11 protein-coding genes are annotated in these 12615 nt (G+C 66.3%); 7 read left to right on the top strand and 4 right to left on the bottom strand.

Annotated features, from left to right (window positions below):
* The first annotated feature begins 87 nt into the window (after positions 1 to 87).
* The 3 genes from QHC78_RS01760 to QHC78_RS01750 all read left to right on the top strand — a co-directional run bounded on the left by QHC78_RS01760 (position 88) and on the right by QHC78_RS01750 (position 2184).
* Positions 88 to 786 (top strand): pirin family protein, encoded by a 699-nt coding sequence (locus tag QHC78_RS01760; protein ID WP_319742160.1) that lies wholly within the window; start codon positions 88 to 90, stop codon positions 784 to 786.
* A 148-nt stretch (positions 787 to 934) separates the two neighbouring features.
* Entirely contained in the window at positions 935 to 1867 is a 933-nt protein-coding gene (locus tag QHC78_RS01755; RefSeq protein ID WP_319742159.1) for a DnaJ C-terminal domain-containing protein, read from the top strand.
* Entirely contained in the window at positions 1867 to 2184 is a 318-nt protein-coding gene (locus tag QHC78_RS01750) for a chaperone modulator CbpM (RefSeq protein WP_319742158.1), read from the top strand. The genes QHC78_RS01755 and QHC78_RS01750 overlap by 1 nt, the downstream gene beginning before the upstream one ends.
* Here the strand turns inward: QHC78_RS01750 and QHC78_RS01745 are convergent.
* The 4 genes from QHC78_RS01745 to QHC78_RS01730 are packed head-to-tail and all read right to left on the bottom strand — an operon-like array spanning position 2150 to position 7318.
* On the bottom strand, positions 2150 to 3640 hold the full coding sequence (locus tag QHC78_RS01745; protein WP_319742156.1) for an aldehyde dehydrogenase family protein: 1491 nt from the start codon (positions 3638 to 3640) through the stop codon (positions 2150 to 2152). The two genes, QHC78_RS01750 and QHC78_RS01745, sit on opposite strands and share 35 nt — an antisense overlap.
* Entirely contained in the window at positions 3609 to 4541 is a 933-nt protein-coding gene (locus QHC78_RS01740) for an IclR family transcriptional regulator domain-containing protein (protein ID WP_319742155.1), read from the bottom strand. The genes QHC78_RS01745 and QHC78_RS01740 overlap by 32 nt, the downstream gene beginning before the upstream one ends.
* A 54-nt stretch (positions 4542 to 4595) precedes the next feature.
* Positions 4596 to 5570 (bottom strand): Bug family tripartite tricarboxylate transporter substrate binding protein, encoded by a 975-nt coding sequence (locus tag QHC78_RS01735; RefSeq protein ID WP_319742154.1) that lies wholly within the window; start codon positions 5568 to 5570, stop codon positions 4596 to 4598.
* A 26-nt stretch (positions 5571 to 5596) separates the two neighbouring features.
* The gene (locus tag QHC78_RS01730; protein WP_319742153.1) at positions 5597 to 7318 is read right to left on the bottom strand and encodes a thiamine pyrophosphate-requiring protein; all 1722 of its coding nucleotides are present in this window, start codon (positions 7316 to 7318) and stop codon (positions 5597 to 5599) included.
* 301 nt (positions 7319 to 7619) lie between these two features.
* On the opposite strand from QHC78_RS01730, the gene QHC78_RS01725 reads away from it, so the two are divergent.
* The 4 genes from QHC78_RS01725 to QHC78_RS01710 are packed head-to-tail and all read left to right on the top strand — an operon-like array spanning position 7620 to position 12410.
* The gene (locus tag QHC78_RS01725) at positions 7620 to 8462 is read left to right on the top strand and encodes an IclR family transcriptional regulator (RefSeq protein WP_319742152.1); all 843 of its coding nucleotides are present in this window, start codon (positions 7620 to 7622) and stop codon (positions 8460 to 8462) included.
* Entirely contained in the window at positions 8462 to 9259 is a 798-nt protein-coding gene (locus tag QHC78_RS01720) for an SDR family oxidoreductase (protein ID WP_319742150.1), read from the top strand. The genes QHC78_RS01725 and QHC78_RS01720 overlap by 1 nt, the downstream gene beginning before the upstream one ends.
* Positions 9252 to 10931, top strand: a complete 1680-nt coding sequence (locus tag QHC78_RS01715) for a thiamine pyrophosphate-binding protein (protein WP_319742149.1) — start codon at positions 9252 to 9254, stop codon at positions 10929 to 10931. Before QHC78_RS01720 ends, QHC78_RS01715 begins: the two co-directional genes overlap by 8 nt.
* Before the next feature lie 3 nt (positions 10932 to 10934).
* Positions 10935 to 12410, top strand: coding sequence for an aldehyde dehydrogenase (locus QHC78_RS01710; RefSeq protein WP_319742148.1), 1476 nt, complete (start codon positions 10935 to 10937; stop codon positions 12408 to 12410).
* The last annotated feature ends 205 nt before the right edge of the window (positions 12411 to 12615 follow it).

Here is a 12615-nt window from a genome sequence, read left to right as displayed (position 1 = left end):
GCCCACAATCAATCCATGGAAACGGCCTGCCACAGGCTGGCCGCGCATGAGGCGCGGTCCCGGGCGGGCCATCGAGGAGAGCACATCATGTTGACCGTTCGACGCAGCCATGAACGCGGCCAAGCCAACCACGGCTGGCTCCAGAGCGCCCACACGTTTTCGTTCGCGGACTATTTCGACCCCGCGCACATGGGTTTCGGCCCGCTGCGGGTGATCAACGACGACCGCATTGCCGCCGGGAGAGGCTTTGGCACGCACGGCCATCGCGACATGGAAATCATTACCTATGTGCTGGACGGCGCGGTCGAGCACCGGGACAGCATGGGCAACGGTTCGATCATCCGCCCGGGCAACGTGCAACGCATGAGCGCGGGAACCGGTGTGATGCACTCAGAGTTCAATCCCGACCCCGGCCGTACTACCCACTTGCTGCAGATCTGGATACAGCCCGACCGCAAGGGCGTCGAGCCCAGCTACGAAGAGCGCAATTTCCCCGAGGCCGACAAGCGCGGCAAGCTGCGTCTGGTGGCTTCGCCGGACGGCGCCGAGGGCTCGGTCACCATCCACCAGGATGCACGGCTCTACGTGGGCCTTTTCGATGGCGGCGAGCGCGCGGAATACGCGCTGCCCGAGGGGCGCCGGGCGTGGTTGCACGTGGCGCGGGGCTCGGTCCGCGTGAACGGCACCGAGCTGTCCGACGGTGACGCCGTCGCGGTCGAAGATGACGCGCGTATCGTCATCGACGGCGGCAACGCGGCCGAGGTTCTGCTGTTCGACCTGCCCTGATAGACTGGGGCGGCAGGGGGGGCGCCGGCCGGGCCGCCTCCTGCTCCATTCCCGTCGATTGAAACCTGCCCGCACGTCCTCATCTATAGAAGCAATCGGCCGCCCGGCGTCCTGTCCGGCCGGCCACCATTTCTTGCGAGATCGGGCCATGGAGTTCAAGGACTACTACGCTACGCTAGGTGTCGAACGTGGGGCGTCGGAAGACGAGGTTCGCCGCGCCTATCGCAAGCTGGCGCGCAAATACCACCCCGACGTCAGCAAAGAGCCGGACGCCGAGCAGCGCATGCGCGAGGTCAACGAGGCCTACCAGGTCCTGGGGGATGCGGAAAAGCGTGCCGCCTATGACAATCTTGCCGCCGGTGTATCGCCGGACGGGGATTTCCGTCCACCTCCCGGTTGGGACAGCGGATTCGAGTTCCACGGCGCGAGCGCCGCGGACGACGCCGCGTTCAGCGATTTTTTCTCGTCCTTGTTCGGCGGCCGGCGGCGTGCAGGCTCCGGACCCATGCGTGCGCGCGGGGAGGACCATCACGCGGCCATTGAAATCGACCTGGAGGATGCGCTGCGAGGCGCCACCCGCGATATCGCCCTGCGCTCGGTCGGCTACGACGAACAAGGGCGCCCCAGGCTGCAGGAGCGCACGCTCAATGTGCGCATTCCGGCCGGCGTGCGCGAGGGGCAGTTCATTCGGCTCGCCGGTCAGGGCATGCCCGGGGCGGGCGGGGCCGAGAACGGTGATCTCTACCTGGAGATCCGGTTCAAGCCCCATTCGCGTTACCGGATCGAAGGCCGCGATTTGTACATGGATCTGCCGGTAGCGCCGTGGGAAGCCATGCTGGGCGCCTCGGTGCGGGCCCCCACGCCGCAGGGGCAAGTCGAGGTCACCGTGCCGCCGAATTCCCGGAGCGGCCGGCAGTTGCGCCTGAAAGGCCGGGGCATACCGGGCAATCCGCCGGGCGATCTCTACTTGGTGCTCGACGTGGTGTTGCCGCCTGCGGATACGGAGCAGGCCCGGCAAGCGTATAGAAAACTGGCGCAGGAGTTGCCGTTCGACCCGCGCCGGAATCTGGGAGACGCCTGATGAAGACGGTAACCCTCACGGCGACGCTGGTGGGAAGCGAAAAGCCGCTCAACGCCGGAGAACTGGCCCGGGCATGCTGCGCCGATGAAACCTGGGTGCTGCAGCTGGTCGACGCTGGTGTCATCGAGGCCAGCGGGACGCCTGCCGAATGGCGCTTCGACAGTTCGGCGCTGCGCCGCGCGCTGCAGGTACGGTCGCTGCAGCGCGACTTCGATGCCAATCTGGACGCCGCTGCGTTGATGCTCGACATGAGCAACGAGATTCGGCGCCTGCGGGCCAGGCTCAGGGCCTTGGGGTTGGACGACCGATGGATCTGACCGCCGCGGGCAACTTGAGCACGGTCGGTTCCATGTATCCCTTCAATCCCATTCCGGAGTACTCGCGGCCCAGTCCCGATTCTTTTGCCCCGCCGAAGGGCAGCAGCATGTCGGTGCCCAGATGATGGTTGACCCAGGCCGTTCCCACCTCCAGCCGTTGCGCGATCTGGGCGCCGCGGTCGAGGTCCTGTGTCCAGACCGAGCCGCCCAGCCCGTAGCGTGAGCGGTTTGCCCGCTCCACTGCATCGTCCACGTCGTTGAACGACAGTATCGGCAGTACCGGCCCGAAGGTCTCTTCGTCGACCAGCGGCGTGCCTTCCCCCAGGCCTGCGACGATGGTCGGCGCAATGAAATAACCCTCCCGGTCCAGCGCATGGCCGCCGGCCAGTATCCTGGCTTCGGCGCGTCCTCGCGTGTCCGCGAGTACGCGCTGCACGCTGTCGAACTGCATGCGGTTCTGCACCGGACCGAGTTCGACACCTTCTTCCAGGCCATTGCCTACCTTTACCTCCCTGGCGAGCTGGGCCAGCGCATCGCAGAGTTCGTCGTGAACCGCTTCGTGCACGTAAAGCCGCTTGATGGCCATGCATATCTGGCCGCTGTTGTGGAAGGCGGCCCAGAACAGGCGCGGCGCAATCTCGCGTGGCTGCACGTCATCGAGCACGATGGCGGCGTCGTTGCCGCCGAGCTCCAGGGTCACGCGCTTGATGGTGCTGCTGGCGCCGGCCAGTACCCGCTTGCCGGTGGCGACCGAGCCGGTGAAGGAGATCTTGGCGATGCCGGGGTGCTCGGTGATCCATTGGCCCAGCTCATTCCCTCCGGCCAGGACATTCAGGACCCCCGCCGGAAGGACGTCGCGGGCGAGACGGCCGAGTTCGAGCGTCGTGAGCGGCGTGTACGGGGACGGCTTCACGATGATGGTGTTGCCGCAGTACAGCGCCTGCGCGATCTTGGGCGTCGCCAGGACGATGGGCACGTTCCAGGGCGTGATGGCGCCGACTACGCCCAGGGGCCTGTAATGCAGTTCGACCCGGCCGCTGGCGTCGTCGCGCAGGACTTCCGGTCCGATATCGATGCCGGTCAGGATATCGATGGCGTTCGCGGCGCGGTCCAGCTCGTCCTGCGCACGGTGCAGGGGCTTGCCCTGTTCGCGGGTCAGCAGCACCGCGAGGTCGTCCCGGTTCTGGCGAAGCGCGGCGGCGAACGCGCGTAGCGCATCGCGCCGGGCGGCGAGCGGGGTGTGCCGCCACATCGCCTGGGCCCGGGCCGCCGCGGCGACGGCCGCGTCCAGCTGAGCGCGGCTGGCATCAGGACAAAGCGCGAACGGCTGGCCCGTCGCCGGGTCGATGACCGGGAATGCGCGCTCGCTCTCCACCGCCTTGCCGCCGATGGTGTGCGTATAGCCGTCGAGAAGCCCGGCGGCTTCAGGCGCCGATGGGGAAAGGGGCATGTTCATGGGTTTTCCTTCTGGAAGTCTGGAATGGCGGGGGCGTCCGGACCCTGCGCGACCGCTTGCCGGCCGACAGGCACTCGCCGGCACTGCCCGATACGATCATCGAGTTCGACAGGCGCTGGGCAGCCCGGCGCAACGTGGGCAGTGTCCGGCGCAGGAAGGCTTCGGCATCGACCTCGGGCCGCCTGACGCTCACGTTGAGCGCTGCGATGACCTTGCCGTTTGCATCGTGTACCGGGACCGCCAGCCCATTGATGTGTTCTTCCATCTCGCCGCTGACCCAGGCGTAGCCGGTACGCCTGACCAGCGCCAGGTGCCGCCGCAACGCCAACGGATCGGCCACCGTCTTGTCGGTGTAGCCGATGAACGCAGTCTGGGCGAGATAGGCGTCCAGCTTGTCCTCAGGCAGCGACGACAGGAGCAGCCTGCCCATGGACGTGCAGTAGGCGGGCAGCCGCGACCCCACCGTCGAAATCCGGTTCAGAACCCTGTGTACCGGTATTCTCAGCACATAGACGACTTCGGTCCCGTCCAGCACCGAGAGGCTGCAGGTTTCGCCGATGTCCTCGACCAGCCTTTCCAGCACGGGTTCGGCAAACCGCCACATGGGCATGGAGGACAGGTAGGCGTGCCCCAGTAGCAGCACCCTTGGCGTGAGTACGAACAGCTTGCCGTCGAGGCGCTCCGCGAAGCCGAGGCTTTCCAGCGTCAGCAGGAAACGGCGCGCCGTGGCGCGGGTCAGGCCGGTGCGCTGCGCAACACCGCTGAGGGTGAGCGCGGGCGTGCTTTCGCTGAAGGCCTGGATGACGGCAAGGCCCTTGCCGAACGCGGCGATGAAATCGCGCGGGCAGCCGCGATCCAGCACTTCGTCATCGCCTGCTGACTTTTTGCGTCGTGAGGTCATGGTGGTAGATTCGCCAGTTGATCGATGCTGGACCCAGGTGCAAGAACCACGCCATCAATCGGCGCGAATGTTCGAGCGCTGCACGACTTCGCGCCACTTGCGGGTTTCGGCGGCGATGAACGCCGAGAAAGCGCCTGGCAACATCGGCTGGATAGTCAGGCCCTGCTGCGTCAACCGCTTTTGAACCTGCTCGTCTTTCAGCGCAGCGCCGATTTCTGCGTTCAGGCGTTCCACGACGGCTGGCGGCGTGCCGCCCGGCGCCACGAAGCCGAACCATGCCGTTGCCTCGAACCCCTTGACTCCCGCCTCGTCGAGAGTGGGGACGGAGGGCAGCATGGGCGTGCGTTCGAGACTGGTCACCGCCAGCGCCTTGAGCTTGCCGGCCTGGATATGAGGCAGCGCATTGGTCAGGTTGTCGCACATGAGGCCGACGTGCCCAGCCAGCAGGTCGGCCATGGCCGGCGCGGCACCTTTATAGGGCACGTGGGCAATGTCGGTGCCCGTTAGCATGCGGAACATTTCGCCGCAGAGGTGGCCGGTGGTGCCGGTGCCCATGGAAGCGAAATTGAGTTTGCCGGGATTCTGCTTCGCAGACGCGACCAGTTCCTGTATGGACCCGACCGGCAGCGCGGGATTCACGACGAACACGTTGGGTACGCTGCCGGCCAGCCCGACCGGTGCCAGATCGACGGCCGGGTCGAAACCGGCGTCCGGATATACCCACTGATTGATGGCGAGAACACCCGCCGGGACCGCGCCCAGCACGTAGCCATCGGCAGGCGCACGCGCAACATGGCGCGCGCCGATGTTGCCGCCGGCCCCCGCCCGGTTTTCAACGATGACCGGAACGCCCATGCTTTCGGCCATGCGCGCGCCCACCACGCGGGCGATGATGTCGTTGGTCCCGCCGGCGGGATAGGGGACTACGATGGAGATCGGCCTGGCCGGGTAGGCGTCGGCGTGGGCCGCGCCGCAGAGGCCGACCAAGGAAAGGGGCACGAGCAATGCTGCGAGACGCGAGAGCTTCATGGTTACCTCATCGGGTTGGATGTTGATCAACTGGTCCTGGTGTAGCTGGCTTGCGTCAGGATGTTGACGACGGCTTGGCGTCCCCCTCGGACTGCTTGCATGGCCTGTTGCAGCGCCTCGCGCAGTTCTTCTACCCGCTCGACCCTGAGGCCGAGGCCGCCGCTGGCCTCGACCAGGCGTTCGTAGTCGGGCGACGGTTCCAGGCAGGTCAGCGGCGGTTCCTCGCTGGCGGCAGCCAGGCCGTCGGGATACATGGACAGCGTCGCGCGATGGACCGCGGCCCATCGGCGGTTGTTGTAGACGACGATCAGGATCGGAAGGCCCATGGCCCGGGCCACGAAATGGGCGGCGCTGGGGTTGCCGAACATATAGCTGCCGTCTCCCACGGTCAGGACCACCGTGCGCTGCGGCGCGGCCAGCTTGATGCCCAGCGCCATGCCCGTGCCCCAGCCCAGTCCGCCCGCCGGGCTATGGGAATAGAAACGGGAGGGTTGTGTGACGTCCAGTTCTTCGAGCGTGAACGGGTATTCGTTGATCAGCACGGTCTCGTCGTCGAACAGCTCGGCCAGGCAACGCGAGACGTAGCGGTGGTTCAAATTTGCGGGAAGGTCCTGGCGTTGGCGGTTCGCGGCGGTCAGGTCCGCTACGCGGGCCTGCCGCTGCGCTATCGCCGCCTCGCTGCCTTCCATGCGGGCAGCCAATGCGGATTCCAGGTCTTGCAGGACGAGGTGCGCATCGGCGGCGATCGACAATTGCGAGGGGAAGCCGCGCATGGGGTAGTTCAGGTACAGCGGATCCTTGCCGACTTGCGCAATCCGCGCGTTGGGCGCCGGACGGCATTCATCGGGTATCCAGGGCACATCGCTTTCCAACACCAGCACGCAGTCCGCTTGCGGTACCCACTGGCTGGGGTTGTATCCGGCGAACATGGGGTGGGAGGTCGGGATATTCCCGTAGCGGGGCCGGTACTGCACGACGGGAATCGCCCAGCGGCGCGCAAACGCCGACAGCGCCTCGAAGGCTTGGGCCGAGCGGCCGATGTCGGAGGTCACGATGAGCGGCTTTTTCGCGGTGGCCAGCCAGTCGGCCAATTGATCGATGTCTTGCTGGCGCGCGCGGGCGGCCGGGACTGGCGCGGCAAAGGTAGGCATCGCGGCGGGCTGGGCCGGAGCGCTCAGGACTTCGCGCGGCAGCACGAGATAGCTGGGGCCCTGTGGCGATGACGCCGATGCCGCGTACGCCCGGTCCACGACCGCGTCGACCTGGGAGGGGTCGCGCAGCTCGTAGTCCCACTTGACCAGTTCCCGCACCATGGCCCCCTGGTCGAACATCTCCTGCGCCCAGTTGATGTAGTTGTTCCGGGCGCCCAGCCGGCCGCCTTCGAGGACGGGCGTGCGGCCTGCCGTAAGAATGAGGGGCACTTGCTGGCGGGCCGCATTGAACAGGCCGCAGGCCGCGTTGGCGGTGCCGATCCCGACGTGGACCATGACCACTTGCGGCTTGCCGGTGGTCAGCGCGGCACCATAGGCCATACCCACCGCCACGTTCTCGTGCGGAACGAGGACGGGTTGAGGGACCTTCGCATCACGGCGCCGCGCGCGTTCGTAGGCCTCGATCAGCGGCGGGAAATCGGTTCCGGCATTGCAGAACAGCCAATCCACCCGGTGCCGGGCCAGCGCGCGCAGATAGGCGTCCGCAACGGTTTCCTGATCGTGCCCGGGAGGGAGGGAGGAGGCGGATGTGTGCATTTTCTTCCTTGGATCGACGGTGCGAGGCCACTGTAGGGAGCCGGTCCGTGCCAGGTCAAAAAAATGCAAAAAAGTGCGCAGCGCGTACGTTTCGCGCCCCGGAGGGAAAGGAAGCGGGGGGACAGCGGGCTGAAGTGCCGCTTACTTATTTGTTTGTCCGGTAAAACCTAGGGATTACCCTAGTCGCGGCTCCAGAACCAAGCGGCTATATTTCCTCTTGTTCCGTGTATGGACTGCCAGTTCATATTTGAAACGAAGATCCCCGACCTGGTTTCCCCTCATTCTTGATTGTCTCACCCCCGTGAATCCGCTCGCCTCAACGGACACCGCGCAAGACAAGTACGTCGTTCCCGGCTTGGAGCGAGGACTGCGCGTGCTTTGCGAAGTCGGGCGGGGCGAGGGCGGCGTGACCGCGCCTGAACTGGCGAGGCGGCTGGGCGTGCCCCGTACCACGGTCTTCCGCCTGTTGGCCACGCTCGAACGGCTGGGGTTCGTCCAGCGCGCCGACAATGGCCGGGATTACGCGCTGGGCATGGCCGTGCTGCGGTTGGGCTTCGAATACCTGGCATCGCTGGAACTCACCCAGTTGGGCGCCCCTTTGCTGGAGCGCGTGCGCAACGAATTCAATCTTTCCTGCCACCTGGTCGTGCGCGACGGCGGCGACATCGTCTACGTCGCCAAGGCGGCAGCCAATACCCCGCTCGCCAGTTCCGTCAACGTCGGTACCCGCCTGCCTGCCCACGCCACCGTGCTGGGCCGGGTGCTGATGGCCGATATGACGCTGGAAGAACTGCGGGCGTTGTACCCCGACGGCACGCTGCCTGTCGTCAATGCCTTTACGCCGCGTACCGTGGAGCAGCTGCATGCCGTGCTGCTGCAGGATCGCCGGCGCCCCTATCTGCTGCACGAAGGATTCTTCGAGTCCGGTATTTCGACCCTTGCCGCGCCGGTGCGCGAGCAGGGCGGTTCCATCGCCGCCGCGCTCGGCGTGGCGATGCCGGCGGTGCCGCTCGAAACCGCGAAGCTCGAACGCCTGGCGCGCAGCGTCTGCGAGAGCGCTGCCGAGCTCTCTGCCTTGCTCAACTACCGTGGGCCCGGTGCCGCCTACGGTTTCAACGAAAAACTGAACGGGATGGTTGCCTAATGACTATGTATAACCTTGACGGGAAAGTTGCCGTCGTGACGGGGGGGACCTCGGGCATTGGCCTGGCGACGGTCGGCCTGCTGCTCGAAGCGGGCGCCGCCGTGGCTTTCTGCGGCCGTAACGAGGACAAGCTCCAGCAGGCCCGCGACGGCTTGCGGGCGCGGTTCCCCAACGCTCGTATCTACGCGGCGCGCTGCGACGTGCTGGTGCCCGAACAAGTCGAGGCCTTTGCTGCCGACGTGCAGCGGGAGCTGGGCCCGGCCACCATCCTGGTCAACAATGCCGGGCAGGGGCGTGTCTCCACGTTCGCCAGTACTGAGAATTCCGCATGGCTGGACGAAGTCCAGCTGAAGTTCTTCTCGGTCATCAATCCGACCCGCAGCTTCATTCCGCAGCTCGAGCAGAACGAGGATGCGGCCATTGTGTGCGTGAACTCGCTGCTGGCCATCCAGCCCGAGCCGCACATGGTCGCGACCTCGGCCGCGCGCGCCGGCATCCATAACCTGGTGCGCTCGCTGGCTTTCGAACTGAGTCCCAAGAAAATCCGCGTCAATGGCATCCTGCTCGGCCTGGTCGAGTCCGGCCAATGGCGCCGCCGCTACGAAGAACGCAAAGACCGCTCGCTGTCCTGGGAGCAGTGGACGGGCCGCATCGCGGCCGAAAAACAGATTCCGCTGGGCCGTCTCGGCCGTCCCGAAGAGCCCGCGCGCGCCATCTTTTTCCTTGCCACGCCCTTGTCTTCCTATACGACGGGCAGCCATATCGATGTTTCCGGAGGGGTTTGCCGTCATGCCTAATGCCAATCGTGTCACCGTGGGCGCCGCCATTGCGCAGTTTCTCGAGAACTGCGGCGTCAAAGCGGCGTTCGGCGTCATCTCGATCCACAACATGCCCATCCTCGACGCCTTCGGCGAACGCGGCAACATCCGTTTCGTGATGGCCCGGGGCGAAGCCGGCGCGACCAACATGGCCGACGCCTACGCCCGTACCACCGGCGGCCTGGGCGTGACCGTGACCAGCACCGGCACGGCCGCCGGCAACGCCGCCGGTTCGATGGTCGAGGCCATCACCGCCGGCACGCCGCTGCTGCATATCACCGGGCAGATCGACAGCCCGTATCTTGACCAGAACCTGGGCTTCATCCACGAAGCCAATCACCAGCTGGAAATGCTGCAGGCCGTCTCCAAGGCCGCCTTCAGGGTGCGCACGCCGGAAACTGCCCTGGGCACGGTCAAGCGCGCCGTGCAGATCGCCATGACGGCCCCGACCGGTCCGGTCAGCATCGAGATTCCCATCGATGTCCAGGCTGCGTTGATTGACATGCCCGCGGACCTGAATCCCCTGCCGGTCGCGCCGCTGGTGCCGTCCGAGGCCGCGCTCGACGAGCTGGCGAACCGCCTGGCCCAGGCCAAGCGCCCGCTGCTGTGGCTGGGCGGCGGCGCGCGCCAAGCTGGCGAACAGGTGCAACGCCTGGTCAAGCTCGGCTTCGGTGTGGTCACGAGTACCCAGGGCCGCGGCGTCATCCCTGAAGACCATCCCGCCTGCCTGGGTTCGTTTACCGCCGCCAAGCCCGTCGAGAACCTGTACCAGACGGTCGATGCCTTGCTGGTGGTCGGCTCGCGGCTGCGCAGCAACGAGACGCTCAAGTACGCGCTCAAGCTGCCGGTCACCCGCTACCGGATCGATGCCGATCCCCAGGCCGATGGCCGTGCCTATACCACCGACTATTTCGTCAGTGGCGACGCCACGCTGGCACTGAAGGGCCTGGCCGATCGCCTGGAGGGCCGCCTGTCGGTCGACCCCGGGTTCATCGACGACCTCCAGCGTACCCGCGACGCCGCGCTGGCCAAGCTGCGCGATGACGTCGGGCCCTACACCAGGCTTATCGACACCTTGCAATCGGTGGTCGGCACCTCGTTCAACTGGGTGCGCGACGTGACGCTTTCCAACAGCATCTGGGGCAACCGCCTGCCGTGCCTGCACGAGCCCAAGGCCGGCGTGCACGCGCTGGGCGGCGGCATCGGCCTGGGCCTGGCGATGGGCGTGGGCGCCTCGGTGGGCGCGGCGGTGACCGGTTCCGGCAAGAAGACCTTCACGCTGGCCGGCGACGGCGGCTTCATCCTGAATCTGGGCGAGCTGGCCACCGCCGTCCAGGAACAGGCCGACATGCTGATCATCTTGATGAACGACCAGTCGTACGGCGTGATCAAGAACATCCAGGACGCCGTCTACGGCGGCCGCAAGCACTACGTGCAACTGCACACCCCCGACTATGCGCTGCTGACGCAGTCCATGGGCCTGGGCCATGCGAAGGTCACCAACCTGGACCAGCTCGAGGGTGCGATCAAGCAGGGCCTGGCCGTGAAGGGGCCGTTCATCGTCGAAATCGACATGTTGTCGGTCGGCGGTTTCAATACCAAGTTCGCGGGTCCCCCGGTCAAGGCCGCGACCGAGAAAGCGGGAGCCTAATCGATGATTTCCGACAAGATCCTTCCCATTTGCGTGGCCGGCACCTGGCGCGAGGGCGGCGGCGAACGCTACGCCACGCTCTATCCGGCCACCGGCGAACCCGTGGCCTACCTGAACGCTGCCAGCCTGGACGACGTCGAAGAGGCGATCCAGGGCGCCCACAAGGCCTTCCGCACCAGCGGCTGGGCGCAGCGCAAGCCTCACGAGCGGGCGGCCGTGCTCTACCGCATCGCCCAGCTCATCCGCGAGCGCGCCGAGGACCTGGCCCAGCGCCAGCGCCTGGACAACGGCAAGCCGATCAGCGAAACGCGCGCGCTGGTTGCCAGCGCGGCGGGTACCTTCCAGTTCTTTGCCGCGGCATGCGAAACCCTGGAAGAGGTCATCACGCCTTCACGCGGCGACTACGTGTCGATGAGCGTGTATGATCCCATGGGCGTCGTGGCGGCCATCACGCCGTGGAATTCGCCCATCGCCAGCGAGGCCCAGAAGCTCGCTCCGGCGTTGGCCGCCGGCAATGCCGTGGTGGTCAAGCCGGCCGAAGTCACGCCGCTGATGGCCCTGGACCTGGCTGCCATCTGCGAGGAAGCCGGCGTACCCAAGGGGGTGATCAGCGTGTTGCCCGGCAAGGGCTCGGTCATCGGCGATGCCATCACCAAGCATCCGCTGGTCAAGCGCGTCTCGTTCACGGGCGGCACCACTACGGGCAAGCACATCGCGCACATCGCGGCCGACAAGATGATGCCGGTGTCGCTGGAGCTGGGCGGCAAGTCGCCCACGATGGTGTTCGACGACGCCGACCTGGACCATGCGGTCAACGGCGTGCTCTACGGCATTTTCAGTTCCTCGGGCGAGTCCTGCATCGCCGGTTCGCGCTTGTTTGTCGCCTCGTCGATCTACGAGCAGTTCCTCGATCGGCTAACCCAGAGGGCGGCGGCACTCCGGGTCGGCGATCCGGCCGACGAACGCACGCAGATGGGGCCGCTCATCACGGCGCGCCATCGCGAATCGATCGAACGTTATGTCGAGCTGGGTGTCTCAGAGGGTGGGCGTATCCGCACCGGCGGCCAGCGCCCCGAAGGCGGCATCTATGACAAGGGGTATTTCTATCGCCCCACCATCATCGAAGGCCTGACCAACCGGGCACGCATCAGCCAGGAAGAAATTTTCGGGCCGGTGCTGGTGGCCATGCCCTTCGATAATGAAGAGGACTTGGTCGAGCAGGCCAACGACAGCGTCTACGCGCTGGCGGCCGGCATCTGGACACGCGATTACAAGCGCGCCTGGCGGGTCGGCCGGGCGGTCCAGGCCGGCACGGTCTGGATCAATACCTACAAGTTCTTTTCGATATCGACGCCGTTCGGCGGCTGGCGCGACAGCGGCATCGGGCGCGAAAAAGGCCGCCTCGGTATCTTGCAATACATGGAACAGAAGGGCATGTATTGGGGAATGAACGAAAACCCCTTGCCGTGGGCGAACTGATGCCCCCCCGTACGCGCTGACGCGCGCGAGGCAGGGTGGCCCCAGCTGCTTCGCGGCAGCCCCCCACGGGGGCCTGGGCCCGCCTTGGGGGGGCCCGGCGCCGGGCCCAGGGCGATGCAGGTGGACCGGCGGAGCCGGATCCGTGGTCTCCCGGGGTAACAATAGGCTGGCGGGGATTGGCGTTTTGATCCAAGTAACGTGGGGC

Source organism: Pigmentiphaga sp. (assembly GCF_033795525.1).
Lineage (GTDB): Bacteria > Pseudomonadota > Gammaproteobacteria > Burkholderiales > Burkholderiaceae_B > Pigmentiphaga.
Note: the sequence above shows the minus strand (reverse complement) of the source record. Positions and strands in the feature narration are given on the sequence as shown.